Below are 24,597 nucleotides of genomic sequence, written 5' to 3'. Positions count from 1 at the left end.
CCGGGCGTGTGCGTGTCCCGGCAGCCGCCAGCTGCACTCAGAAAATACCCTGAATCAGCCCGCCAGGGTGTCCGCCGCGACCCGCCGGACCAGCTCCGGCAATTGCCGCATATCGTCGAACGTCAATCCGGCCCCGGCGGCCCGGAGCCTTTCAGCGTGGCCCGGCGGGCAATGGCTGCCACCGTGAAAGCCCAGCACGGTCATCCCGGCGGCATGCGCGCCGGTCACCCCGGGGACGCTGTCCTCGATCACGAGGCACCGCTCCGGCGCGACTTTCATCTGCGCGGCGGCGAACAGAAAAAGATCGGGCGCGGGCTTGCCGCGCGCGACCTGGCTCGCGGAAAAGATGTTCGGCGCAAGCAGATCGTAGAGACCGGCGCAGGTCAGGCCATGATGGATCTTCTCCGGCGTGCCGCTCGACGCAACGCATTTGGGCAAATCGATTGCGCCAATCGCTGCGGCCACATGGGTGATCGGCTGCAAATCGCTGGCATAAAATTGCAGCGTCGCAGCATTCACTTGGCTTTCGAGATCATCGGGAAGATTGCGGCCGATCTCCTGTTCGACCATTCGCCGTGCATCTTTCTCGGATACGCCGAGGAAGCGGACCAGCACCTGCTCCGATGTGATCGGATAGCCGTGCCTCGACAGCACATCTGCATGCGCGCGACAGGAGATCACCTCGCTGTCCACGAGCACGCCGTCGCAATCGAAGATGACGAGATCGATCGCCACTTAACTTGTGGGTTTGTCGTCGTCGAGCGGGACGCAATAGAGTTCGAGCCGATGATCGACCAGCTTGTAGCCGAGCTTGCGGGCGATCTCCGCCTGGAGCTTCTCGATCTCCTCGGAGGTGAACTCGATCACCTTGCCGTCGCGCAGGTTGATGAGGTGGTCGTGATGGCTGTCGCGCATCTGCTCGTAGCGCGCGCGGCCTTCGCGGAAATCATGGCGCTCGATGATGCCCGCATCTTCGAACAGCTTGACGGTCCGATACACGGTCGAGATCGAGATCTTGTCGTCGACCGCGACACAGCGGCGATATAGTTCCTCCACATCGGGATGATCGACCGCCTCCGCGAGCACGCGGGCGATGACACGACGCTGCTCGGTCATGCGCATGCCTGTGGCGGCACAGCGCGCCTCGATGCCGGACGCCTTGGAAGCGGGGGAAGGTTTAAGACCAGTCATGTGATGTCCGCCTGACGGGGCGCTTTCTGCCATCAATGTTACGACAAGTCACGTCGCATCAGAAGTGCGTTCAATTGTTCCCCGTTCGGCTGCTTATAGTAGCGTTCGCGGCGTCCGACCACCATGAATCCGGCTCGGTCGTAGAGCCGCCGCGCCGGCTGGTTATTTTCCTCGACCTCAAGAAATATTGTGCGCACGCCGCGTCCTGCCAGGTGGCCGAGATGGGTCATCAGCAGCGTGCGAGAGAGGCCGCGGCCGCGATGGGCCTGATCGACCGCGATCGAGAGAATCTCTGCTTCGTCTGCGCCGATCCGCGACACCGCGAAGCCCACGGTCTTGCGGCCGAGCCGCAACCGGTGCACCAGCGTGTTGCGCTCGCTGAGCATGCTCTCGAACTCGCCTTCGCCCCAACCGCGCGCGAAGGAGGCGCCGTGGAGTTGCGCAAGCCGTGCGACGTCGCGCGCGACAGCCGGCTCGACGACGGCCGTACCGCCGCGCCACCATTCCGACAACCATTTCATCGTGAGCTTGCGGCTTGTGCTGCAAGCGGCAGTTGTGCGGGCGGCTTTGCGTCGGGCGCCCGCAGATAGAACGGCCGCGCCGGATTTGTCGCGGGATCGGCGGCGGCGCCAAGCCATGCGACCCAGCCGATGTCGGGCGCGGGCTGCGCGTCGACCGCGACCGGCTGCGGCATATCTTTCGGCCAGCGCTCGGCGAGGATCTTCGCGGCATTGCCGACCAGATGCGGCGCGCCGAATTGCGACGCCGCGATCGCCTCGTCGATGGGAGCGACGCCCGGCCGCACCAGCTGACTGCCGTCACCGGCCACGATCTGGAAATAGACGTGGTCGTGCCGCGCGTCGATCGCCGAGATCACCGGCGCCGCTCCGCTCTGGCCGACGACGGCGGCGGCATAGGCCGACAAGGTGGTCAGGCCGACGGCGGGCCGCTTCGCAGCAAGCGCAAGGCCGCGGGCGGCCGAAATGCCGACGCGCAGGCCGGTGAAACTTCCGGGGCCCATGGTGACCGCGATGCGCTCGAGCGCTGTGAAGGCGAGGTTGGCTGACTGCATCACGCGCGCGATCATCGGCATCAGCGCTTCGGCGTGGCCGCGCTTCATCAGAAGCTGCTCCTGCGCGAGGAGCTGGCCGGCATCGGTGTCGAGAACGGCAACCGCGCACGCTTCCAGCGCGGTATCGATGGCAAGGATCAGCATGGAACGATGGTAGCACCATCCGTCATGGAATGCTCGTCATCATGGCCGGGCTTGTCCCGGCCGTCCACGCCTTTGCGGCCCCAGCCTACATCGGCCGGACTTCGACCACGTCGGGGACGAAGTGCTTGAGCAGGTTCTGGATGCCGTGCTGGAGCGTCGCGGTCGATGACGGGCAGCCGGCGCAGGAGCCCTTCATGTTGAGATAGACGATACCATCCTTGAAGCCGCGGAAAGTGATGTCGCCGCCGTCATTGGCGACCGCTGGCCGCACGCGGGTCTCGATCAGATCCTTGATCATGTCGACCGTCTCGGCATCGGCTTCGTCAAAGAACTCGTCCTCTTCGTCGAGATCGACATCGCTCGCGGCCGCACCGTCGGCGAGCAGCGGCGCGCCGGACATGTAGTGCTCCATGATGGCGCCGAGGATCGCGGGCTTGAGCTGTTGCCATTCACCGTTCGCCTTGGTCACGGTGATGAAGTCCGAGCCGTAGAACACGCCGGTGACGCCGGGGACTTCGAACAGCTTTTCGGCGAGCGGCGAGCGTGCGGCCGATTCGCGGTTGGCAAATTCCATCGGTCCGCCGTCGACCACGACGCGGCCGGGAATGAACTTCAGCGTGGCGGGATTGGGGGTGGCTTCGGTTTGAATGAACATGGTTTTCTCCAGACGTCGCCGGTTCAAGGCCGGCGCGTGCTCTATCCACTAGCAGATGGCGACGGCGAACGCACGGTCAAGGGGTAAGCTGGCCGTTCACCTGTTATATCAGCGGGTTAGGGTACCCGCTTCTTCCCTCTGCCGGCTAACGGGGCGAGGCGAACGAGCAGCAGTCTAGGACAGCGAATCCACGCTCTGGTCGCTGAGCGCGCCGGAAATGACCGTCACCGGCACCGGGAACGTGCCCAGCGCGTGCGCGAGCAGCGCGACCAATGGCCCCGGGCCTTCCGCGCCCGGGTTCGCGGCGAGCACCAGCATGGCGATGTCGGGGTCCTCGTCGATCACCGCCAGCAGCTGTTCCATCGCAGCGCCTTCGCGGATCACCCGTTCCGGCGTGATCGCGGCGATGCCGTTGGCGCGGCCGGCGGCACGGTCGAGCGCGGCTTCGGCCGCCTCATGCGCTTCGGCGCGCATGATGTCGGCGACCCCCAGCCATTCCTGGCTCTGCTGTTCGGGCTCGATGATGCGGAGCATCACCACGCCGCCACCGGCCCGAATCGCCCAGCGGCTGGCGTAATAGACCGCGCGATCCCATTCGGCGGTGTCGTCGACGATGACGAGGCATTTGGGCTTGTGACCCGGCTCGAAGCAAAGTCGCTTGCTGGTCATGCATGTCCCGGAATGTCCACGCTGACATGCTGCCACACTCCGTCGTACTTGGGGAGAGCAGAAGCGAGCCGGCGCCGTGGCGTCGGCCGCGTTTTCGCGAACTTATTATCAGCGCCGACGGATGAAGCCCACGATGTCCTTCGAGAGCGTCATGGTCTCGTCGGCAATCGCGCGCGCGCGGTCGGCGCCATCGTTCAGGATCGCGTCGATATGGCCGGGGTCGGCGACGAGGCGCTTCATCTCGCCGGCAATCGGCGCGAGCTTCGTGACGCACAAATCCACCAGCGCGTTCTTGAAGCTGGAGAACTGGCCGCCGCCGAAATCCCTGAGCACGTCGGCCTTGGAGCGGCCGGAGAGCGCGGCGAAGATACCGACGAGATTGTCGGCCTCGGGACGCGCTTCCAGACCCTTCTCCTCGGTCGGCAGCGGCTCCGGGTCGGTCTTGGCCTTGCGGACCTTCTGCGCGATGGTGTCGGCGTCGTCGGTCAGATTGATGCGCGAATTATCCGACGCATCCGACTTCGACATCTTCTTGGTGCCGTCGCGCAAGCTCATCACGCGCGTCGCCGGGCCCGTGATCAAGGGTTCCGGCAGCGGGAAGAACAGGCCGTCATTGGCGCCGAGGTTGCGGATCGACTCAGCGAAGTCGTTGTTGAACTTCTGCGCGATGTCGCGCGACAGCTCGAGATGCTGCTTCTGGTCCTCGCCGACCGGCACGTGGGTGGCGCGGTAGAGCAGAATGTCAGCCGCCATCAGCACGGGATAGTCGAACAGACCGACGGAGGCGTTCTCGCGGTCCTTGCCGGCCTTCTCCTTGAACTGGGTCATACGGCCGAGCCAGCCCATGCGCGCGACGCAGTTGAAGATCCAGGCGAGCTCGGCGTGGCCCGAGACCTGGCTCTGGTTGAACACGATGTGCTTGCTCGGATCGATGCCGCTGGCGATGAACGCCGCGGTCACCTCGCGGGTGTTGCGCGCGAGCTCGACTGGTCCGCCCCAGACGTCCACGCCCTGCGTGATCGCGTGCATGTCGACGACGCAATAGATGCAGTTGTGGGTTTCCTGCATCTTCACGAAGTTGACGATTGCGCCGAGATAATTGCCGAGGTGCAGATTGCCCGTCGGCTGGACGCCCGAAAAAACCCGTTCAACGAATGGCATGGCAGCTTCCCTGCAAGATACGGGGCGTCGTTTCCAACAGCGGCGCTGCCCCGTCAAGGGAATTTCGCTGACTTCAGGCGCCGGGATCGGGCTGGGCGGGGCGCTTCAAGGCACCGGCCGCCTCGCGCCAGGACGCGACGCGGAGGATTTGCAGGAGCAAGCCATAGACGACGATTCCGGCGGCGATCTGTGATCCCAGCGCAATGAAGCGGATGAGCCCATGGGCCTGTGAAGGCAAGAGGCCCGCGGTCAGCCACAGCAGGCCGCCCATGGCGAGCGCGGCGAGCACGATTCGCGGCAGCCGCTTGCGGGCGGCGGCGTCGACCGAGAAGCCGAATTCACGCGTGCCTTTCCGGAGCAGCGAGATCGCACTGCTCCAGGCGCCGGCGGCAATGCTGGCGGCGATCCCGCTCGCGCCGAAGAAGTGACCGAGCAGGATCGCGAGCGCGACCGCGACCACGAACCCTTTCGCGGTCGCAAGCAGCGGCGTCATCGTGTCGCTGCGGGTAAAATAGGTCGGGGACAGCGCCTTGATCAGCACGTGCGCCGGCAGTCCCAGCGCCAGCCACATCAGGGCGCGCGCCGTGGTCGCGCTGTCCTCCGCGCCAAAGGCGCCGTGTTCAAACAGCAGCCGCACGATCGGCTCGGCCAGCACGATCAGGCCGAGCGTCGCCGGCAATGCCAGCCCGGTCGCGAGTTCCAGCGCACGCGATTCCGCATACGCAACCGCGTCACGGTGACCGCTCCTCACCGCGCGCGTCAGCTCCGGCACCAGCACCGTACCCATGGCGACGCCGACAATGCCAAGCGGCAGCTCGATCAAGCGGTTGGCGAAATAGAGCCAGGAGACCGCGGCCGGCGTGGCGGAGGCGATGATCGCGCCGGCAACCATCAGCCATTGCGGGCCGGAGCTCGCGATCATGCCCGGGATCGCCTTGGCGAAGAAGCCGCGCATGTCCTTGTCGAAGCTCACGCGCAACGGTGTCGCCAGACGCGCACTTCGCTGCGACAGCAGCATCAGGAGCTGCAACAGGCCGGCGATGCCGACGGAGGCCGCCAATATCCACGCGGCGACGGTCGCGTCGACGTGCCACAGCAGGAGTGTTGTGCTCGCAGCGATCAGGGCGATGTTGAACAGCAGCGGCGAGAACGCGGTGAGTGCAAAGCGACCCTGCGCGTTGAGCAGGCCCATCAGCACCGTGACGGGTCCCGCGAAGGCAAGATAAGGCAGCATCAGCCGCGCATTCTGGACGGCGAGATCGAGCGATGCGCTGCCGACGAAGCCCGGCGCGATGATCATGATGATCAGCCGCATCAGCAGTGCAATCACGATTGAGATTGCGATCAGGCCCGCGCTCACGGAGCTGAGCACGCGTCCCGCGAACGCCGCGGCAGCCGCCTCGCCGTCGCGGTCACGAACGCGCAGCCAGGCCGGGATCAGCGCCGCATTCAGGGCCCCCTCGCTGAGCAGGCGCCGCACCACATTGACGAGCTGAAATGCCGCCAGAAACGCGTCCGCCACGGCGCCGGTGCCGAGCAGCGCCGCGATCAGGGAATCGCGTGCAAAGCCCAGCAGCCGTGAAGCCAGTGTCCCCGTCGAGACGGTCAGGAAGGAGCGGATCATCGGAACTGCATAATACCGTTGCTTGCCCGCGAAGGGCCGGCCGTGATAGGCCGCGAGCCAGATTTCAGACCGACAGGAAGCGGATTTCCGCGGGTATCGCAATCCGCCAAACAGGATCAAGGTGAATGGCTGACGTGAAATATGACGTTCTCGGCATCGGCAACGCGCTGTTCGACGTGCTGGTCAAGACCGACGAAGCCTTTCTGGGCAAGCACGGCATGACCAAGGGCAGCATGTCCCTGATCGACGAGGCGCGGGCCGCCGCCATCTACAAGGACATGGGCCCGGCGACGGAAGTTTCCGGCGGTTCGGCCGCCAACACCATCGTCGGCATCGGCAGCCTCGGGGCGCGCGCCGCCTATGTCGGCAAGGTCAAGGACGACCAGATCGGGAAGCTCTACGTCCACGACATCCGCGCGGCCGGCGTCGCCTTCAACACGCCCGCGGCGAAGGACGGTCCTGCGACCGGCTGCTCCTACATCCTGGTGACTGACGACGGCGAGCGCACCATGAACACCTATCTCGGCGCCGCGCAGGACCTGTCGCCCGCCGACATCGACCCGGCCGAGATCGCCGCGGCCGGCATCGTCTACCTCGAGGGCTATCTCTGGGACCCCAAGAACGCCAAGGACGCCTTCGTCAAGGCGGCCAAGATCGCTCATGATGCCAAGCGCAAGGTGGCGCTGACGTTGTCGGATTCCTTCTGCGTCGATCGTTATCGCGACGAGTTCCTGGGGCTGATGCGCAACGGCACCGTCGATATCGTGTTCGCGAACGAGTCCGAGCTGCATTCGCTCTACCAGACCTCGGACTTCGACACCGCGCTCAAGCAGCTGCGCAACGACGTCAATCTCGGCGTGGTCACCCGCAGCGAGAAAGGCTGCGTGGTGGTGACGCCAACTGACGCAGTCGCAGCCCCGGCGTCTCCGATCGCGAAACTCGTGGACACCACCGGGGCCGGCGATCTCTTCGCCGCCGGCTTCCTGTTCGGTCTGGCGCGCAACCTGCCCCACAAGCAGTGCGGCGAACTCGGCGCGCTCGCGGCCGCCGAAGTGATCCAGCACATCGGCGCGCGTCCACAGGTGTCGCTGAAGGAGCTCGCCGGGCAGCGCGGGCTGACGTCTTAAGGTGGAATAGCCTCATCCTCGCTGTCATCGCCCGGCTTGGCCGGGCGATCCAGTACTCCGAGACGGTCGTGATTCAATCGAGAAGCTTCGGCGTACTGGATTCCCCGCCTTCGCGGGGAATGACAGCTGCGGCTCACGCCGTCTTCGCGGCTTTCAGTCCAAGCCGTTGCTCCACGTCGTCGCGCATCAGGAATTTCTGGACCTTTCCGGTCACGGTCATCGGAAACTCGTCGACGAATTCCACGTACCGCGGAATCTTGTTGTGGGCGATCTGGCCGTCGCAGAAGGTGCGCACCTCTTCCTTCGTCAGCGTCTCGCCGGGCCTGACGCGGATCCAGGCGCAGAGCTCCTCGCCGTAGCGGGTATCCGCAACGCCAAAGATCTGCACGTCCTGAATCTTGGGATGGCGGTAGAGAAATTCCTCGATCTCGCGGGGATAGAGGTTCTCGCCGCCGCGGATCACCATGTCCTTGATGCGGCCGACGATGTTGCAATAACCCTGGTCGTCGATGATGGCGATGTCGCCGGTATGCATCCAGCCGTTGGCGTCGAGCACATCCGCGGTCTTCTCCGGCTCCTCCCAGTAGCCCAGCATCACGCTGTAGCCGCGGGTGCAGAGCTCGCCCCGTTCGCCGCGCTTGACGATCTTGCCCTCGAGATCGACGACCTTGACCTCGACATGCGGATGGATTCGCCCGACCGTCGAGACGCGGCGATCGAGCGGGTCGTCGACGGCGCTTTGGAAGCTGACCGGGCTCGTCTCGGTCATGCCATAGGCGATCGTGACCTCGCCCATGTTCATCTCGCTGTTGACGCGCTTCATCACCTCGATCGGGCAGGGTGCACCGGCCATGATGCCGGTGCGCAGCGATGTCAGATCGAAGTTTGAGAATTCGCCGTGGTCGAGTTCGGCGATGAACATGGTCGGCACACCGTACAGCGCGGTGCATTTTTCCTGCTCGATCGTCCGCAGCGTTGCGAGCGGATCAAACCCCTCGCCGGGATAGACCATCGTTGCGCCGAGCGTGACGGAGGCGAGGTTGCCCATCACCATGCCGAAGCAATGATAGAGCGGCACCGGAATGCAGATGCGGTCCTGTTCGGTCAGGCGCATGGCGCGGCCGACGAAATAGCCGTTGTTGAGAATGTTGTGATGGGTCAGCGTCACGCCCTTGGGCGATCCCGTCGTTCCGCTGGTGAACTGGATGTTGACGGCATCGTCGAATTGCAGCGAGGCACTGAGCGCGGCGAGCTGTTCGCGATGCAGGGTACCGCCCATGCCGGCGACCTCGTCGAACGGGACCGTGCCCGGGCAGGCGGGGCCGCCGATCTGGATCACGATGCGCAAGGCCGGCAGCCGCGCCGCGCGCAATTGCCCGGGCTTGGCGCTCGCGAGCTCCGGCAACAGCGTGTTGAGCATGTCCATGTAGTTGCTGGTCTTGAATGCCGTCGCGGTGACGATGGCGCTGCATCCGACCTTGTGAAGCGCGAATTCCAGCTCGCTCAGCCGGTAGGCCGGATTGATCGTCACCAGGATGAGGCCGGCCTTGGCGGCGGCAAACTGGGTCAGTGTCCATTCCGGCCGGTTCAGCGACCAGATGCCGATCCGCGCGCCGCGTTCGAGGCCGAGCGCGACAAAGCCGGCGGCGAGCGCGTCGACCCGCTGGGCAAACTCTCCCCATTTCCATCTCACGCCGTGGCTGGGCGAGACCAGCGCCTCACGATCGCTCCAGCGCCGCGCGGCCTGATCGAGGCTGCGCCCGATGGTGTCGCCGAGCAGCGGCGTGTCGGAGGTGCCGCAAACGTAACTGTCGGCTTTGTCTGCCAAGATCGTGTCCTCCAGTCAGCTGCGTGCACGGCCGGGACAACAAGCCCGGCCGTGACGCGTCGTGAGAGTCAGGCGCGCCTCACGCCGCCTTCTGCCCGCTTCCCGCATCGAGCCCGGCATAGACGCCGCGCTCGAAGCCGGCAAAAGCCTCGAGACACTTTGCGTCGGCGAATGGCAGCAGCTGCATCAGGATCACGCCGGTGACGTCGCGCGCCGGGTCGATCCAGTAATAGGTGTTGGCGAGGCCCGCCCAGGCGAGGCTGCCCGCGCTGCGGCCCTCGGCGGTCTTGGCGGTGTTGATCATGAAGCTGAGGCCCCACTTCTTCACCTGCTCCGGATAGAGATCGACGTCATTGGTGTACATCGGCGCCGCCGTGGTCATCTTGCCCATGGCGAGGTCGCCGATGTGGTTCTGCCCCATCGTCGCGATGGTCTCGGCCTTCAGCACCTGATTGCCGTTGCCGCGGCCCTTGTTCAGGATCATCTGGGTAAACTTGATGTAGTCGGCCGCGGTCGAATAAAGGCCGCCGCCGCCCATGTGGAATTCCGGCTCCTGCTCGAGCTCGAACGGGATCGCGGCGAGCTGGCCATCCTCGCCGCGCGCATGCATGCCGACCAGACGCTTGCGCATGTCGTCGGTGATCTTGAAAGCGGTATCGCTCATGCCGAGCGGTGCGAACAGATTGTCGCGCAGATAGGCATCGAGGCGCTTGCCGCTGACGGCTTCCACCGCCTTGCCGACGAAATCGATATTGGTGCCGTATTCCCAGCGCGTGCCGGGGTCGGTCATAACCGGCGTCTTCAACGCCGCGTTCTGGCAGGTGGTGATGGCGGGGATGCCGGATTTCTCGAGATGGATCGCGAGATCGCCGTTCCACATGTTGTAGGCAAAGCCGGCGGTGTGGGTCATGAGCTGGCGCAGCGTGATCGGCCCCTTGGCCGGCCGCAGCTTGGCTTCGCCCTTGGCATCGAAACCTTCGAGCACCTGCGGCTTGGCGAGATCGGGCAACACCTCGCCGATCGGCGCATCCAGCGACAGCTTGCCTTGCTCGACGAGCTGCATCGCGCCCGCTGATGTCACCGCCTTCGTCATCGATGCGATCCAGAACACGCTGTCGGCGGTCATCGCATCCGGCTTGGACAGGTCGCGTTTGCCGAACGCGCCCTGATACAGCACCTCGGTACCGCTGGCGGCGATGGCGACGACGCCGGGAATCTCCCTGGCCTCGCTCTTCTGGCGCAGAATCTCGTCGATCTCAGCTTTGCCTTGCATCCGCGTTTCCTCCGGTTTGATTATTGTTGGAAGCGATCGATTGTCCTCCCGCGTGCGCCGCGCGGCAAGCACATCCGCGTACCTGCCGCGGTCGCGATGTCGTGACTTGACGGTCGGCTCCCCTCGCACGACGACAAGGCGGCTGACCTGCAACACTCCGTCACAATCTGTGGTGGATGGCCGCAACCAGCCGTGACCGTGGATGGGTGCTGGCGAGATGTTTCGACTGTTTGAAGCACTTGAAACATTTTGTGAGCTGCGGCGTTCAGCTCTCGGCCGATCGACGGTCGACGTTAAGACTTGATGCAAATTGGCGGCCGCCCACCGGCCGCGAGGGGGGACCTCAGATGATTTCGACCTGGAGCGAATGGAAGCGCTATCCCCGTCCCGGACGGGGCGAGAATCTCGAAGCGCCGATCGCGCCCGGCATCTACGAGGTCCGCATCGCCGGCACCGGCGCACTTTATTCCTTCGGCGCTGTCGACAATCTGGCACAGGCGCTGGCGCTGCTGCCGGTCGGTTCAAAGTCCTGGTTCGGCCGCCGCAACGCGTCCGACGTTCCTGATCTCGAATACCGGACCTGCGCAACCTCCTCGAAGGCCGACGCCAAGGCCGCCGCCGAGCGCATGATCGGGCGGCGCGAGATCTATCTGAGCGGCGCGGCGTAACTCCGCCGCTCCGAGCCTGGCTCCCAGCAGATGTGCGTTGCGGGACGGTGCATTGCGCGCCGCGTCTCCCTATATTCCGGCCGAACCGGAACAGCCCGCAAAAGCCCCGCAGGAGCAACGCCATGACCCCGACCGCCGCCGCACGTGCCCAGCACGCCACGTCCAATCTGCGCGACCGGTTGAAGGACCCGTCGCTGCTGAAGGAGGCCTGTTACATCGACGGCACCTGGGTCGGCTCGCCGGTCTTCGCCGTCAACAATCCCGCAACCGGCATCGAGCTTGCAAAGGTTCCGCAGCTTTCGGCCGATGACGCCACCAGGGCGGTCGAGGCCGCCGAGCGCGCGTTCCCGGGCTGGGCCAAGCACACCGCCAAGCAGCGCTCCAATATTTTGCGCAAATGGTTCGAGCTGATCATCGCCAATCGCGAGGACCTCGCGCTGATCCTCACCTCCGAGCAGGGCAAGCCGCTCGCCGAAGCGCTCGGCGAGGTCGACATCGGCGGCGCCTATGTCGAATTTTTCGCCGAGGAGGCCCGCCGCGTCTATGGCGAGACGATTCCGACGCAGCGGCCGGATGCGCGCTTGCTCGCGATCAAGCAGCCGATCGGCGTCTGCGGCGCGATCACGCCGTGGAATTTCCCGAACTCGATGATCACACGAAAGGTTTCGCCGGCGCTTGCGGCCGGGTGCACCGTGGTGCTGAAGCCCGCCAATGAAACGCCGCTGTCGGCGCTGGCGCTTGCCGCGCTCGCGGAGAGAGCCGGCGTGCCCAAGGGTGTGTTCAACATCGTCACGGGCGATGCAGCGCCGATCGGCAAGGTGTTGTGCGAGCATCCGGCCGTGCGTTTCGTCGGCTTCACCGGCTCGACCGCGGTCGGCAAGATTCTCTACCGGCAGGCCTCCGTCGGCGTGAAGCGGCTCGGCCTCGAGCTCGGCGGCAACGCGCCGTTCGTGGTGTTCGACGACGCCGACATCGATGCGGCGGTCGACGGCGCGATCGTCTCGAAATACCGCAACATGGGCCAGACCTGCGTCTGCGCCAACCGCATCTACGCCCAGGACAAGATCTACGACGAGTTCGTGCAGAAGCTGTCGAAGAAAGTCGCGGCGATGAAGATCGGTGACGGTACCGAGAACGGCGTCACGCAGGGCCCACTGATCAATTTGAAAGCGGTCGACAAGGTCGAGCGCCATATCGCGGACGCCGTCAAGCGCGGCGCCAGGATCGTCACCGGCGGCAAGCGCAGCGAGCTCGGGCGTTCGTTCTTCGAGCCGACGGTGCTTGCCGACGTCGAGCCGGACTCGCTGGTGGCGCAGGAGGAAACCTTCGGCCCGCTCGCACCGGTGATCCGCTTCAAGGACGAGGCCGACGTCATCGCGATGTGCAACGCCTCGCCGTTCGGGCTCGCCTCCTACTTCTACTCCCGCGATCTCGGCCGCGTCTGGCGTGTCGCCGAGGCGCTGGAATCCGGCATGGTCGGCGTCAACACCGGCCTGATCACCACCGAAGTGGCGCCCTTCGGCGGCGTCAAGGAAAGCGGCCTCGGCCGCGAAGGCTCGCATCACGGCATGGAAGAATATGTCGAGATCAAATATGTGATGATGGCGGGGGTTTAGCTGCTGGTCGCCGTGGCCTGAAACGCGGCATCTACGGCGTTCGCCGTCCTCCCGTGAGGGCCTAACGTTCTCTGCAGCAGGGCTCAATGCAACGGCCCCTACGCAGGAGAACGTGATGACCAAACTAAGTGAGCTGGCGATCGAAGCCCATGGTGGGCTTCAGCGCTGGAACCAGTTCGAGCAGGTCGCGGCCGACCTTCAGCAGGGGGGCGTGTTGTGGTCCTTGAAAGGGGAGCCTGAGACGCTTCAGCAGACCACCGTGACGGTTGGTCTGCGCCAGGAATGGGCGTCCCACTCGCCCTTCGGCGCCGAGCGCCGCCGTTCGCGGTTCGAGCCGGGGCGGGTCGCCCTCGAAGCGGCCGACGGCACGGTGCTCGACGAGCTTCGTGACCCGCGCAGCAGCTTTGCAGGTCATACTCTGCAAACGCCGTGGACCGATCTCCAGCTCGCCTATTTCGCCGGCTGCGCCATGTGGACTTACCTCAACACCCCGTTCGTGCTCGCCTGGCCGGGAGTCGAGGCAGAAGAGCTGGAGCCGGTGCGTACGAATGACGGGCTGTGGCGCCGTCTTGCGGTCCGTTTTCCAAATGACATCGCAACGCACAGCGCGGTGCAGACGCTCTATTTCGATGCGGACGGACTCTTGAAGCGGCACGATTACGACGTGGAGATCGCCGGCAATACGCCCGGCGCGCATCTGATCGATGGCTATGTCGAGGTCTCGGGCATCCGGTTTCCGACCAAGCGTCGCATTTATGCACGGCAACCCGACGGCAGCTTCAGCACCGAGCCGCTGGTCGTCTCGATCGATCTGTCCAATATCCGGCTGAGCTGATTTGAGGCACGTCAGAGCATGGCGAGTGGCCCAGCCTCCTTGCGGAAGGTCCGCGGCGCCTCGCCATGCACGCGGACAAAAGCCTGTCGCATGCGCTCACGGGTCGCAAAGCCGGTCTCGCGCGCCACGACCTCGATCGGCAAACGAGTCTGCTCCAGCATCAGCTTCGCGGATTCGAGGCGCAAGGCTTCGACGGCCTTGGCCGGCGTCGTGCCGGTCGCCGAGCGGAAGAGTCGCGTGAATTGCCGCGGGCTGAGACAGGCGGCGCGGGCCAAATCTTCGATCGTGAGGCTCTCGCGCAGGTTTTGCCGGGCGTAGTTCAGGGCCTTCTGGATCCTGTCTTCGCTCGTTCCCACCTCCAGCAAAACCGAATGCTGCGATTGTCCGCCGGGGCGGCTGTGGTACATGACCATGCCTTTGGCCACGGAGCGAGCCCTCTCGGCACCGAGATCTCGTTCGATCATGCCGACGACCATGTCGGTGCCGGCGCTCATGCCGGCAGACGTCCAGATCTGGCCGTCGGCAATGAAGATCTTGTCGGCGTCCACATTGCAACCCGGGAATCTGGCCTGCATCTCCTGTGCGTAGCGCCAATGCGTGGTCGCTCGCCGCCCGTTCAACAGCCCGGCGTCACCGAGCACGAACGAGCCGAGACAGATCGACGAAACCCGCCGCGCATTCCGGGCCGCTGCGCGAAGCAGCCGGACGAGGCCGGGTGATGAGGTTGGAATGTCGAGGCCCGCCGCGACGATGAGGGTGTCGAAAGCGGCCTGATCGAAAGGCTCCGTCATGACTTGCATCCCAGCAGACGAGGTGACCAGCCCGCCGTCTTCCGAGAACGCACGAACATCGTAGATTTTTTCTCCAGCCTGCTTGTTCGCCACGTCGAAAGCGGCGACGGCGCCGAAACAGACGGCCTGGAAGCTCGGAGACAGAACCAAGCCGATTCTCATGATGACTCCTGGATGCGACGGACCACCTGTTTGTGCGCCTGCTCCCCTCGCCAATTCGATGGCCGAAATGATGGCATCTACGTCCTGTCGATGCCGTAAGCCGGCTGATACGTCTCCACCCTCGAGCGCGGGAAGACGACATACATATGGCGAGCGTCCTATATGGAGTGCTCGCCGTCGTGCCAGCAGCCATCCGTGCACTTCAAGAAAAAGGAAAAGGCATGTCCCTTGAAACGGCGCGAACGGAATTCATCGAGGCCGGCGGTATGCGCTTTGCCTTCAGGCGCCTCGACCCGGCAAAGGGTATGCCACTGGTCCTGCTTCAGCATTTCACAGGCAACATGGATTCCTGGGATCCGGCCGTGGTGAACCGGCTCGCGGAAACCAGGCCGGTCATCGTTTTTAACAATGCGGGCGTCGGCACGAGCTCCGGCGCGACGCCGGACAACGTCGAGCGGATGGCGGCGGATGCCGAAACTTTCATCAGGGCGCTCGATCTCGGTGAGGTCGATCTTCTCGGCTTCTCGCTCGGTGGCATGATCGCTCAGGTGCTCGCTGCCCGGGGGACGGGGCTCGTCCGCAAGATGATCGTGGCGGGAGCGGCGCCGCGCGGCGGCGAGGAGCATCTGATGGCCGTCGTCAACGACGCCTTTGCCCGTGGGGCTGCCGATGTCAGGCTGCCGCTGTTCTTTACGCCCTCCGAGGCCAGCCAGCGCGCCGGTAGGGGCTTTATCGCGCGAGGACTGCGCGCGCACAGGACCGGGATCCCGAAAGCGGAGACAGTGTGAGCGAACCTCAGGCGAAGGCGATCATCACCTGGTGTGCCCGCAAGGACGAGGCGTCCATCCTCCGCGCAATCGCGCAGCCCACCTTGATTGTTCACGGCAGCGACGATTCAATGTTCCCGAGCATCAACGCCTACAACATGTTCAAGGCGATGAGTGATGCGCAGCTCATCCTGTATCCCGACTCCGGACACGGCGCACCTTTCCAATACCCGGATTTGTTCGTAGCACATTGCAGAACGTTTCTGGATGCGAGGGCTACCGCCTGAGCACCGCGATCGTGCGGTTCGCAAAGGTCAGCCGCTCCGCCATGACCGACACGAAATAGGTCAGCAGCTTGTGGCTGAGCGCTGGATCCTCGGTCTTGATGGCGTCGAACTGGTGCGTATTCAGCACGTAGAGCACGCTGTCGACCTCGGCCTGGATGGTCGCGCTGCGCGGTGTCTGTGACACCAGCCCCATCTCGCCGATCGTGGTGTAACGGCCGAGGCTGCGCACGCGTGTGGTGCGGTCGTGATCGGCCGGGATCATGATGCCGACGCGGCCGTCGAGGATGAAATGCATGGAATCGGCGGGGGCGCCGGCCTGCACGATGACCTCGCCGGCTTCGACCTCGATGCGCTGGCAGCGGCGGATCAGCTCGTCGGCGCCGTCTTCGCTGCCGAGCATTCGCGTGAACCAGTCACGCAGGCTGGCTTCTTCCTGCGCCAGCTCCTGATGCTGCGAGATGAGCTCGTTCTCGCACCATTCCAGCGCGCGATCGAGCTCGGGGATGATGGTGACGCCCTCGCCGACGAAGTCGCTGGAGCGCAGCACCTTCTCGGCCGCAGCCGACAGATGCACCAGGATCAGCTCGACTCCGAGATCGCCGGCGCTGCGCTTGATCTGGGCGAAACTATAGGCAGCCGATGAATCCACGCCGGTGACGAGCTTGAAGTCAAACAGCAGATAGCGGCACTCGGGGCGTTCCTGCAGCAGCTGCTTGACGTGCTGGTAGAGCCGGTTGGCGGAGCCGAAGAAGAGATAGCTCTGGAGATTGAGGCCCTGGATCTTGCCCCCGTGGGCAAGCAGCACGTCCTGGTCGTCGCGCGAGCGGTCGAGCGAGGAGCGGTACTCCGAGCCGTCGAAACTGTATTTGATCGACTCGACCCGCGCGGCGCTGAACGCAAACGTCGCGCAGCCGATGATGACGCCGATCAGGATGCCCGGAACGAAACCCCAGGCCACGATGATCGCGATGATGGCGATCAGCGAGAGATATTCGAGCTTCGACAGCCGCTTGCGCGACTCGATGATCCATTTGTGCAACTGGTCGGCGCCGAGATAGAGCAACAGCCCGCCGAGCACGCATTTGGGGATGAAGCCGAGCAGCTCGGGTGCGACGGCAAGCACCAGCAGCGACAGCGCTGCGGCGGTGAGGCCGGACAGTCGCCCGCGGCCGCCGCTGCTGAAATTGAGCATCGAGCGGCTGGTCGAGCTGCAACCGGGGTAGCCGCCCAGCATGCCGGTCAGGATGTTGGCGGCGCCGGTGACGTTCAGCTCACACTCCAGATTGGCTTCGCGATGCGTGGCCACCTCGATGCCGGTGGTGTTGAACAGCGTGCTGGAGGCCGTGACGAAGATGACGGCGACGACATTGCCAAGCAGGTCCGGTATGGCAAACCAGGGATAGCGGGCGAGATCGTCGGTATGCCAGGGCAGCATGAAGACCGCTTGCGGCGGTGGCTGAAAGGTCCAGCCCAATGTGCGCGCCTCATCGAAGGAAACGCCGGTGATCCAGAACGCCAGATGCGCGGTGAGCACGCCGCCGACCAGGATGATCGGCAGTCCGAACGGGCTGCGCGAGCGGTGCCAGGTGAGATACAGCACCAGCGCCATCGCGCAGGCGGCACCGAGCTCCAGCAGGATGGTGCGGTCGGCGAAGTGCGACAGCGTCGTGAACTGCAGCGGATGGTCGGTGATCACCCGGACCGCACCCATGACGATGAGAAGTCCGGTGGCGCCGAGGAAGCCGCCGACCACCGGATAAGGCACGTAACGGATGGCGCGGCCAAGCCGCGTCAGGCCCAGTCCACACAGCACCAATCCTGTCAGCATCGTCGACAGGCCGAGCGTGATCAGGATAGGGGACAGCAACGGCGTCGACAGGTTCGCCGTCTCGATGCGTTCGACCACCGAGGCCGCCAGGATACCCGTCACCGCGGCGGTCGAGCTGTCGGGGGCTGCAATCGCGAAGGGCAGCGAGCTGCCGAGCCCGACGACGGCCGCAAGCACCGCGGAGCTGACGAAAGTGGCCGTGATGCCGTAGGACAGATAGGGCGACAACGGCCCCGCGAAGATCAGCAGCGCGTAGGACAGTCCGAACGTGACGGTCAGGACGCTGGCGGCGCTCCCGCCCAATATATCGTTCAGCGCGCGCTTGAGGGCCGGATTGAGCCCGGTCGACGGAGTGAAGCCAATCGCTGGATCTGTCACGCCGTGCCACTCGCTGAGTATTCCCCTCCGAGAGGTAGACGACTGGAGACTTAGCGCAACAAGATTCTTGCAAGCCGGATGGAAGAAACCGAAGCGCCCGCCATTCGGTGTCGTCCTGGCGAAAGCCAGGACCCATTATCCCAGGGAGGAGTCGTGCCGCGAGGTGACGGCCACAGTCTTCGCCAAACCGCGCCCGGTGGTAATGGGTCCTGGATCGGCGCTCACTTCGTTCGCTGGTCCAGGACGACGCTAAGGGCCTGCACTAGATCTTGAGTTCGCTTCCCGTCACGCGGCGATATGCTTCCAGATACCGCTTGCTGGTCGCGTCCACCACGCTTGCGGGCAAAGGCGGCGGCGGGGCGTCGCCGTTCCAGCGGCCGGCGCGGCGCTCGACATCGAGATAGTCGCGCAAGGGCTGCTTGTCGAAGCTCGCCTGCGGCTGGCCGGGTTTGTAGGCATCGACGGCCCAGAAGCGCGAACTATCCGGCGTCATGACTTCGTCGATCAGGATGATGCGGCCGTCCTTGTCGCGGCCGAATTCGAACTTGGTGTCGGCGATGATAATGCCCTGTTCGCGGGCGAGCTCCTCGCCGAGCGTGTAGATCGCGCGCGTCATGCTCTCGAGCGTGTAGGCCGTCTCGTCGCCGACGACCTCGCGCATTTTTGCGATGGTAATGTTCTCGTCATGGCCGGTCTCGGCCTTGGTCGCCGGGCTGAAGATCGAGGGCTCCAGCTTCTCGCTCTCGACAAGTCCCGCCTTCAGCTTCTCGCCGGCCAGCGTTCCGCTTGCTGCATATTCCTTCCAGGCCGAGCCCGAGAGATAACCGCGGATCACGCATTCGATCGGAAACACCGTGGTCCGGCGGCACAGCATGGCGCGGCCGAGAATCTCGGCACGATGCGGCTTCAAGGCCGGCACGGCGGCGATGATCTCGTCGGTGTCGGCGCTGATCATGTGATGCGGCACCACGCCTTCGAGCTCGTTGAACCAGAAGGCGCTGATTTGCGTCAGTACCGCGCCCTTCATCGGGATGGTCTCGCCCATCACGACATCGAAGGCGCTGATGCGGTCCGTGGTGACGAGCAGCAGGCGGTCGTCGTCGACGGCGTAGATATCGCGCACCTTGCCGCGCCCGATCTTGGGCAGGGGCAGGTCGCTGGAGAGCATGGTGGTCATCGGCAGAACTTTCGGAGCAAGGCCTTGCGACGGGACATCCGGCCGAGCCTGATCGCGCGACCGGAAGCCGGATTAGCCTATTCCGGCAGCGGAATGAACTCATGTTCCTGCGGAACTGCGGCGAAGCGGCCGGTTTTCCAGTCCTGCTTGGCCTGCTCGATCCGCTCCTTGCTGGAGGAGACGAAATTCCACCAGATGTGGCGCGGGCCCTCCAGGGCGTCGCCGCCCAGAAACATCATCCGCGTGGCCTTGAGCGCCTTCACCGTGATGCGGTCGCCCGGGCGGAAGATCAGCAGTCGCGGCCCTTCGTAGCGCTCGTTCGCGATCTCGACCTCGCCGTCGACCACGTAAATGGCGCGCTCCTCATGATCAGGGTCGAGCGGCACGACCGCGCCCGCGGCCGCCGTGACCTCGGTATAGAACCACGGCGACACCATCGAAACAGGTGAGGTGATGCCGAAGGACGAGCCCGCGATCACCTTTGCGGTGAAGTCGCGCTCGGTGACCATCGGCAGGTCACCCGCGCCGTAGTGCTGGAACGACGGGGCGATCTCTTCCGATCCGGCCGGCAGCGCGATCCAGCTTTGCAGGCCCAGCATCTTCTGCCCCGAGGCGCGCTGCACATCCGGCGTGCGCTCGGAATGCGCGATGCCGCGGCCGGCCGTCATCAAATTCATCGCGCCAGGCTGGATCTCCTGGATGTTGCCCTCACTGTCGCGATGCATGATCGCGCCGTCGAACAGATAGGTGACCGTGGCAAGCCCGATATGCGGGTGCGGCCGCACGTCCATGCCCTTGCCGGAGACGAACTGCACCGGCCCGAAATGGTCGAAGAAGATGAAGGGCCCGACCATCTGCCGCTTGCCGTGCGGCAACGCGCGCCGCACCGCGAAGCCGTCGCCGAGATCGCGCGTGCGCGGCACGATGACGAGATCGAGCGCATCGCAGGACATGGGATCGCCGAGCACGGGATCGTTCGAGGGTTGCCAGCTCATGGTAAAACTCCGTCTAAATTGCTTGGGCTCGATACTAGCAGGATTCCGCGCCAGCGTCGCGGCTAAGCCCGCTGTTATGCCCCGCGAAGGCGGGGCATCCAGTACGCGGCGGCCTATCCGTTCAATCATGGCCGTCTCGGAGTACTGGATCGTCCGGTCAAGCCGGACGATGACAGCTGTGGTGCGGATGGTGCTTGAAAACATACGCCTGACGAAGGATGTTCGGCTGATGTCAACCGCGACCCATCGCAACACCCGATGACCCCAGCCGCAGCCGAGCTCGCCTTTCGCGCCGCCGCCGTGGCGCTGCTGCTGGTGTTGGCAGCGTCATTACTCTCGGATTTCCGCAATGTGCTGGCAGCCCGGCTCGGTGCGGCCTTTGGGCTCGGCTCGGCCGCGCATGCTGTGAGCTATTCTGTCGGAACATCATCGCTGGTACCGGCATGGCATGCGCCGCTGATCGCGTTGTCGACCGGCAATATCGTGGTGTTCTGGCTGTTCACGCGCGCGCTGTTCGACGATGAGTTTCGCCTGCGCCGGTGGCACGGATTGACCTGGGCGTTGGTGGCAGCCTTCAGCTTCGTCAGCTGTCTCTGGATCGCACCCGGCGGACATGTCCGGGTCGCCGTCACCGCGGTGAACCTGATCGTGCTCGGCTTCATTGCGCTCGCGATCGTGCAGACGATCGCCTCATGGTCAGCCGATCTGGTCGAGCGCCGCCGCCGCGTCCGTATCTTCATTGTCTGTGCTGCCGCGCTCTATGGCGGATTGAACGCGGTGCTCCAGATCCTTGTCGTCGGCAGTGACGTCGGCGACGTCGCCAACACCGTCAATACAGGCGTGCTCGCCGGCATTGTCGCGGCCATCGCCTATGCGATGATGCGCGTCGATGGCGCCGACCTGTTTCCAGCCGCCGCGGAAGCGGCGCCCGCGATCGCGGCGAGCCAGCCTGTCGGCGAGGATGCCCCCGACCAAAAGCTCATCGACGCCCTGATGCGGCTGATGGCGGACGAACGGATCTATCGCCAGGAGAACATCAGCATCGGCGTGCTGGCGGGCCGGCTGAAGATTCCCGAATACCGGCTGCGCCGGCTGATCAACCAGGGGCTCGGCTACCGCAATTTCAATGTGTTCCTGAACAACCACCGGATCGAAGAGGCCAAGGCAGCCCTCGCCGATCCCGCCCAGGCCAAGGTCCCCGTCATCACCATCGCGATGGATTCTGGCTTCCAGTCGCTAGGCCCCTTCAACCGCGCCTTCAAGGCCGTGACCGGCGTGACGCCGACGGAGTACCGGCGGCTGAAGGTGAATGCCGTCTAATCTTTAGCACGCTGTAATATCAAGGTTATTTTGGAATCGGCGAGCGTCTCGCTGCTTTCGGCTCTGCCGTTTTCCAAATCCGGCGAGCGGGCATCGCGTGAATGCCGCTTCGTCTCCGGCACACGCCTCAAGCCGGAGCAAGCCCGTGACCCGCCGCCGCAAGATCGTCCTTCTCACCATCGCCATCGTCTTTGCCGGCCTCGCGCTCGGCACGGTTCGCGCCCATGACGTGCCCAAGGTCGTCACCGGCTTCATCGCCGACGTGCTCTGCGCGGAGACGTTTGTCTCGGGCCTCGATATCAGGCCTAACCTGACGGAGACCATTGATGCGATGCCGGGCGCAAGTCTGTTCGCCTGGGCGATGGACTATCGGGTCGATCGCGCGCGCAAGGATGTTACGGTGACGCTGTTCGGCATCGGTCGCAGCCACGCCGTCTATCGCGAGGGACTCGGCTGCACGCTCGAGCACGGCGGAGGGATCACCGACGTCACGTTGCCGCCGGATGACAGGCAGCCGGCGTTGCTGCCCGAGATCGCCGGGCCCGCGGTCGTGTCGCCACAGAGCCCGGAGCTGTCAGCCGCACTCGATCGCGCCTTCGCTGAGCCGCCATCGCCGCCATTCCGCCGCACCCGCGCAATCGTCGTCATGAAGTCGGGCCGCATCATCGCGGAGCGCTATGCGGACGGCATCGGACCGGAGACGCCGCTGCTCGGCTTCTCCATGACCAAGTCCGTGATCTCGGCTCTCACCGGGATCCTCGTGCGCCAGGGCCGACTGAAGCTCGACGGGCCCGCACCGGTCGCCGCCTGGACAAATCCGGACGATCCGCGTCACGCCATCACCGTCGATCAATTGCTGCGCCACACCGCGGGCCTGGCGCTCGGCAGCTCGCTTCAGGCCTCGCTTGGCTCCGCCTTCGAGCCGGTCAATCGCATGAAATTCGTGGAGGCCGACATGGCCGCCTATGCAGCGAGCATGCCGCTTGCGACCGCGCCGGGCACCGTGTGGAATTATCACGATGGCAACACCATCATGCTCGCGCATCTGATCCGCAACGCCGCCGGCGGCAATCCCGCCGATGCGCTTGCCTTCGCGCGCCGCGAATTGTTCGCGCCGCTCGGCATGCGACACGTCACGCTCCAGCTCGACGGCGCCGGCACGATCGAGGGGTCGAGCGAGATGCTCGCATCCGCGCGCGACTGGGCGCGTTTCGGCCAGCTCTATCTCGACGACGGCGTCGCCGGCGGCCGGCGCATCCTGCCCGAGGGCTGGGTGAATTACTCGGCGTCGGCGACGCCCAATGCCTGGGTCGGTATCGGCGCCGGATTCTGGACCAACCAGGGCGACAGCTTTGGCGCGACCTTTCGCGTCGATCACGGCTGGCCGCGCGATGCCTTCTTCGCCAAGGGCACGATCGGGCAGTATACAATCGTGATTCCGTCGGAACGACTCGTGATCGTGCGGCTCGGCCGTTCGCCGAACTCACCGCCGGAAGCGGACGGTGTGTTTGATCTGGTGCGGGATGTGATTGCGGCAACGCGCGCTAAAGGGAAGGTGGCGGGGATGGATTGAGGTGCTTTACCTTCCCAGCTCCGTCGCCTTTGCCACGCGATCGAACCGCTCCAGCGTCATGATCGCGTCTGCGAATTTCTCCGCGCGCGCATTCAGCACCGGGCGTGCCAGCGTCAAGAATTTTTGCTGCATCGCCTGTGCATCCGGGAACGAGGTCGGCTCCCCCGAGGGATCGGCGTAGAGCCGCTCATGCACGCCGTCGTCCGTCGTGATACTCACGCGCGCGCCAAAGGGGTGGGTGCGGCCGATTTCGAGGCGATCGTCCTGCACTACGTCGAACTTGTCGGCGAGTGCGTCGATGGCGGCGTCGCCAAGACGATTGTAGTCGTCCCAGCCAAATGAGCCCTGGTCGAGCGCGAGCGCGCCGGTGAAGAACATCGAGAACTGGCCGCCGACGATCGAGGTCGGGTGGCGCTTGGTCGCGGCGTCGCCGGTGAGCGTGATGCCGTTGCGATGCAGGCCGATTTCGACCCGCTTGACCTGATCGGGCGTCAGATTGTGCTCGCGCCGCATTGCGATCAGCGCGTCGATCGCGGCGTGGGTATAGCGGCAGCTCGGATACGGTTTGACGCCGATCTTCATGGTCTCGTAGGTCTTGCCGAGCTCGGCGACCGCCTTGTCGGGATGCGCATCGTCGGTGTAGCCGGCGAGCAGGCCATGTTTGCCCTCCACGGATTCCGTCGCCCCGACGAAGTCGTTGCGCGCCAGCGTCGCGGCGATCACGCCATTCATCGCGGCGGCTCCGACCTGGTAGCGCTTGTTCCAGGCGCCATTGACCAGGAATTGCAGCGAGCCCGCGGCCTGGCTGCCGGCGACGCCGAAGGCGGCGATGAGCTGTTGCTCGGACAGGCCGAACAGTTTTCCGGCGGCCGCTGCTGCGCCATAGGTGCCAGCGGTGGCGGTCGGATGGAAGCCGCGCGCATAATGCGAGGTCGGGTCGAGCGCGTTGCCGAGCCGGCAGCAGACCTCATAGCCCGCAACGATCGCGGTCAGCACGTCGCGGCCCGACGCGCCGACCATCTCGCCGATGGCGAAGGCGGCCGGAACGACCGGCGCGCTCGGGTGCAGCGAGGAGTCCGCATGGGTGTCGTCGAAGTCGAGGGAATGGCCGAGCGCGCCGTTGAGCAGCGCCGCGACCGCCGGCGTCCAGGTCTTGCTGTCGCCGAACACGGTGGATTCGCCCCTGGTGTCGAGCGCGAGCGCCTCCAGCATCTTCAGGATCGAGGGGGTCGATTCCGCTTCGCTGCGGGCGCGGATGGCGCTGCCCAGGAAGTCCAGCGTCAGCACCTTTGCGCGATCCAGCACTTCCGCCGGAATATCCCCGTATTTCAGATTGAAGACATAGGCAGCGAGCGTTGCGGTTTCGTGGGCCATCGTGTTTCCTCGTTTTGGCGCGCAAGTTAGGCGGGCTGATTTGGCCTTTCAAGCGGCCATGGGCTGCGGGCATCAGCTATGC

General features: G+C 64.9%; 21 protein-coding genes and 1 pseudogene. 7 read left to right on the top strand and 15 right to left on the bottom strand.

What is annotated here, in order from left to right; genetic code table 11:
- Positions 1 to 54: 54 nt before the first annotated feature.
- From IVB36_RS30910 to murJ, 8 genes are all read right to left on the bottom strand, one after another.
- Positions 55 to 735 carry an HAD family hydrolase gene (locus IVB36_RS30910; protein WP_018455809.1) on the bottom strand — a complete coding sequence of 227 codons (681 nt, stop codon included), beginning with the start codon at positions 733 to 735 and terminating at the stop codon, positions 55 to 57.
- On the bottom strand, positions 736 to 1,191 hold the full coding sequence (locus tag IVB36_RS30905; protein ID WP_007598312.1) for a Fur family transcriptional regulator: 456 nt from the start codon (positions 1,189 to 1,191) through the stop codon (positions 736 to 738).
- A 38-nt stretch (positions 1,192 to 1,229) separates the two neighbouring features.
- Positions 1,230 to 1,712, bottom strand: a complete 483-nt coding sequence (gene rimI, locus IVB36_RS30900) for a ribosomal protein S18-alanine N-acetyltransferase (RefSeq protein ID WP_018455811.1) — start codon at positions 1,710 to 1,712, stop codon at positions 1,230 to 1,232.
- Positions 1,709 to 2,407 (bottom strand): tRNA (adenosine(37)-N6)-threonylcarbamoyltransferase complex dimerization subunit type 1 TsaB, encoded by a 699-nt coding sequence (gene tsaB, locus IVB36_RS30895; RefSeq protein WP_018455812.1) that lies wholly within the window; start codon positions 2,405 to 2,407, stop codon positions 1,709 to 1,711. The genes rimI and tsaB overlap by 4 nt, the downstream gene beginning before the upstream one ends.
- An 85-nt stretch (positions 2,408 to 2,492) precedes the next feature.
- Positions 2,493 to 3,062, bottom strand: coding sequence for a NifU family protein (locus IVB36_RS30890; RefSeq protein ID WP_026233032.1), 570 nt, complete (start codon positions 3,060 to 3,062; stop codon positions 2,493 to 2,495).
- Positions 3,063 to 3,236: 174 nt separating this feature from the next.
- On the bottom strand, positions 3,237 to 3,731 hold the full coding sequence (locus IVB36_RS30885) for a universal stress protein (protein ID WP_018455814.1): 495 nt from the start codon (positions 3,729 to 3,731) through the stop codon (positions 3,237 to 3,239).
- Positions 3,732 to 3,839: 108 nt separating this feature from the next.
- Complete coding sequence (trpS, locus tag IVB36_RS30880; protein WP_018455815.1) at positions 3,840 to 4,892, bottom strand: tryptophan--tRNA ligase; 1,053 nt, start codon at positions 4,890 to 4,892, stop codon at positions 3,840 to 3,842.
- Positions 4,893 to 4,965: 73 nt separating this feature from the next.
- On the bottom strand, positions 4,966 to 6,516 hold the full coding sequence (murJ, locus tag IVB36_RS30875; RefSeq protein WP_247394111.1) for a murein biosynthesis integral membrane protein MurJ: 1,551 nt from the start codon (positions 6,514 to 6,516) through the stop codon (positions 4,966 to 4,968).
- Positions 6,517 to 6,641: 125 nt separating this feature from the next.
- On the opposite strand from murJ, the gene IVB36_RS30870 reads away from it, so the two are divergent.
- The gene (locus IVB36_RS30870) at positions 6,642 to 7,643 is read left to right on the top strand and encodes an adenosine kinase (RefSeq protein WP_018455817.1); all 1,002 of its coding nucleotides are present in this window, start codon (positions 6,642 to 6,644) and stop codon (positions 7,641 to 7,643) included.
- Positions 7,644 to 7,776: 133 nt separating this feature from the next.
- Here IVB36_RS30870 and IVB36_RS30865 read toward each other — a convergent pair whose 3' ends face one another.
- Positions 7,777 to 9,471 carry an AMP-binding protein gene (locus tag IVB36_RS30865; protein WP_018455818.1) on the bottom strand — a complete coding sequence of 565 codons (1,695 nt, stop codon included), beginning with the start codon at positions 9,469 to 9,471 and terminating at the stop codon, positions 7,777 to 7,779.
- Positions 9,472 to 9,550: 79 nt separating this feature from the next.
- Positions 9,551 to 10,744: a serine hydrolase domain-containing protein gene (locus IVB36_RS30860; protein ID WP_018455819.1), complete on the bottom strand. Its 1,194-nt coding sequence runs from the start codon at positions 10,742 to 10,744 to the stop codon at positions 9,551 to 9,553.
- Between the two features lie 347 nt (positions 10,745 to 11,091).
- Here IVB36_RS30860 and IVB36_RS30855 point away from each other — a divergent pair, with 347 nt between their 5' ends.
- The 3 genes from IVB36_RS30855 to IVB36_RS30845 all read left to right on the top strand — a co-directional run bounded on the left by IVB36_RS30855 (position 11,092) and on the right by IVB36_RS30845 (position 13,863).
- The gene (locus tag IVB36_RS30855) at positions 11,092 to 11,412 is read left to right on the top strand and encodes a hypothetical protein (RefSeq protein WP_247394108.1); all 321 of its coding nucleotides are present in this window, start codon (positions 11,092 to 11,094) and stop codon (positions 11,410 to 11,412) included.
- 122 nt (positions 11,413 to 11,534) lie between these two features.
- Positions 11,535 to 13,028 (top strand): NAD-dependent succinate-semialdehyde dehydrogenase, encoded by a 1,494-nt coding sequence (locus IVB36_RS30850; RefSeq protein WP_018455820.1) that lies wholly within the window; start codon positions 11,535 to 11,537, stop codon positions 13,026 to 13,028.
- Between the two features lie 115 nt (positions 13,029 to 13,143).
- Positions 13,144 to 13,863 (top strand): hypothetical protein, encoded by a 720-nt coding sequence (locus tag IVB36_RS30845; protein ID WP_018455821.1) that lies wholly within the window; start codon positions 13,144 to 13,146, stop codon positions 13,861 to 13,863.
- 11 nt (positions 13,864 to 13,874) lie between these two features.
- Here IVB36_RS30845 and IVB36_RS30840 read toward each other — a convergent pair whose 3' ends face one another.
- Positions 13,875 to 14,816 (bottom strand): GlxA family transcriptional regulator, encoded by a 942-nt coding sequence (locus IVB36_RS30840; RefSeq protein WP_018455822.1) that lies wholly within the window; start codon positions 14,814 to 14,816, stop codon positions 13,875 to 13,877.
- Between the two features lie 221 nt (positions 14,817 to 15,037).
- Between IVB36_RS30840 and IVB36_RS30835 the strand changes: the two are divergent.
- Positions 15,038 to 15,870: pseudogene (locus IVB36_RS30835) on the top strand (alpha/beta hydrolase).
- On the opposite strand, the gene IVB36_RS30830 reads toward IVB36_RS30835, so the two are convergent.
- The 3 genes from IVB36_RS30830 to IVB36_RS30820 form a co-directional block, all read right to left on the bottom strand.
- A complete protein-coding gene (locus IVB36_RS30830; protein ID WP_247295891.1) occupies positions 15,860 to 18,076 on the bottom strand; it encodes a SulP family inorganic anion transporter in 2,217 nt (738 codons plus the stop codon). The pseudogene IVB36_RS30835 and the gene IVB36_RS30830 sit on opposite strands and share 11 nt — an antisense overlap.
- A 262-nt stretch (positions 18,077 to 18,338) precedes the next feature.
- Positions 18,339 to 19,253: a phosphoribosylaminoimidazolesuccinocarboxamide synthase gene (locus tag IVB36_RS30825; RefSeq protein WP_018455824.1), complete on the bottom strand. Its 915-nt coding sequence runs from the start codon at positions 19,251 to 19,253 to the stop codon at positions 18,339 to 18,341.
- 77 nt (positions 19,254 to 19,330) lie between these two features.
- Positions 19,331 to 20,248, bottom strand: a complete 918-nt coding sequence (locus tag IVB36_RS30820) for a pirin family protein (protein WP_018455825.1) — start codon at positions 20,246 to 20,248, stop codon at positions 19,331 to 19,333.
- Positions 20,249 to 20,506: 258 nt separating this feature from the next.
- Between IVB36_RS30820 and IVB36_RS30815 the strand changes: the two genes are divergently transcribed.
- A complete protein-coding gene (locus tag IVB36_RS30815; protein ID WP_247394107.1) occupies positions 20,507 to 21,568 on the top strand; it encodes a helix-turn-helix domain-containing protein in 1,062 nt (353 codons plus the stop codon).
- A gap of 145 nt (positions 21,569 to 21,713) precedes the next feature.
- Positions 21,714 to 23,141: a serine hydrolase gene (locus IVB36_RS30810; RefSeq protein WP_018455827.1), complete on the top strand. Its 1,428-nt coding sequence runs from the start codon at positions 21,714 to 21,716 to the stop codon at positions 23,139 to 23,141.
- A gap of 6 nt (positions 23,142 to 23,147) precedes the next feature.
- Here the strand turns inward: IVB36_RS30810 and IVB36_RS30805 are convergent, their stop codons facing one another.
- Positions 23,148 to 24,515, bottom strand: a complete 1,368-nt coding sequence (locus IVB36_RS30805) for an MmgE/PrpD family protein (RefSeq protein WP_018455828.1) — start codon at positions 24,513 to 24,515, stop codon at positions 23,148 to 23,150.
- Positions 24,516 to 24,597: the final 82 nt, after the last annotated feature.

It is taken from the genome of Bradyrhizobium sp. 35 (assembly GCF_023073215.1).
Classification (GTDB): domain Bacteria; phylum Pseudomonadota; class Alphaproteobacteria; order Rhizobiales; family Xanthobacteraceae; genus Bradyrhizobium; species Bradyrhizobium canariense_D.
This window is presented reverse-complemented; position numbering and strand designations above follow the sequence as displayed.

Excerpts from the sequence above, each read along its gene's own strand:
- IVB36_RS30905 (WP_007598312.1), bottom strand. The coding sequence starts at position 1,191 with ATGACTGGTCTTAAACCTTCCCCCGCTTCCAAGGCGTCCGGCATCGAG.
- rimI (WP_018455811.1), bottom strand. The coding sequence starts at position 1,712 with ATGAAATGGTTGTCGGAATGGTGGCGCGGCGGTACGGCCGTCGTCGAG.
- tsaB (WP_018455812.1), bottom strand. The coding sequence starts at position 2,407 with ATGCTGATCCTTGCCATCGATACCGCGCTGGAAGCGTGCGCGGTTGCC.
- IVB36_RS30890 (WP_026233032.1), bottom strand. The coding sequence starts at position 3,062 with ATGTTCATTCAAACCGAAGCCACCCCCAATCCCGCCACGCTGAAGTTC.
- IVB36_RS30885 (WP_018455814.1), bottom strand. The coding sequence starts at position 3,731 with ATGACCAGCAAGCGACTTTGCTTCGAGCCGGGTCACAAGCCCAAATGC.
- trpS (WP_018455815.1), bottom strand. The coding sequence starts at position 4,892 with ATGCCATTCGTTGAACGGGTTTTTTCGGGCGTCCAGCCGACGGGCAAT.
- murJ (WP_247394111.1), bottom strand. The coding sequence starts at position 6,516 with ATGATCCGCTCCTTCCTGACCGTCTCGACGGGGACACTGGCTTCACGG.
- IVB36_RS30870 (WP_018455817.1), top strand. The coding sequence starts at position 6,642 with ATGGCTGACGTGAAATATGACGTTCTCGGCATCGGCAACGCGCTGTTC.
- IVB36_RS30860 (WP_018455819.1), bottom strand. The coding sequence starts at position 10,744 with ATGCAAGGCAAAGCTGAGATCGACGAGATTCTGCGCCAGAAGAGCGAG.
- IVB36_RS30855 (WP_247394108.1), top strand. The coding sequence starts at position 11,092 with ATGATTTCGACCTGGAGCGAATGGAAGCGCTATCCCCGTCCCGGACGG.
- IVB36_RS30850 (WP_018455820.1), top strand. The coding sequence starts at position 11,535 with ATGACCCCGACCGCCGCCGCACGTGCCCAGCACGCCACGTCCAATCTG.
- IVB36_RS30845 (WP_018455821.1), top strand. The coding sequence starts at position 13,144 with ATGACCAAACTAAGTGAGCTGGCGATCGAAGCCCATGGTGGGCTTCAG.
- IVB36_RS30840 (WP_018455822.1), bottom strand. The coding sequence starts at position 14,816 with ATGAGAATCGGCTTGGTTCTGTCTCCGAGCTTCCAGGCCGTCTGTTTC.
- IVB36_RS30825 (WP_018455824.1), bottom strand. The coding sequence starts at position 19,253 with ATGACCACCATGCTCTCCAGCGACCTGCCCCTGCCCAAGATCGGGCGC.
- IVB36_RS30820 (WP_018455825.1), bottom strand. The coding sequence starts at position 20,248 with ATGAGCTGGCAACCCTCGAACGATCCCGTGCTCGGCGATCCCATGTCC.
- IVB36_RS30815 (WP_247394107.1), top strand. The coding sequence starts at position 20,507 with ATGACCCCAGCCGCAGCCGAGCTCGCCTTTCGCGCCGCCGCCGTGGCG.
- IVB36_RS30805 (WP_018455828.1), bottom strand. The coding sequence starts at position 24,515 with ATGGCCCACGAAACCGCAACGCTCGCTGCCTATGTCTTCAATCTGAAA.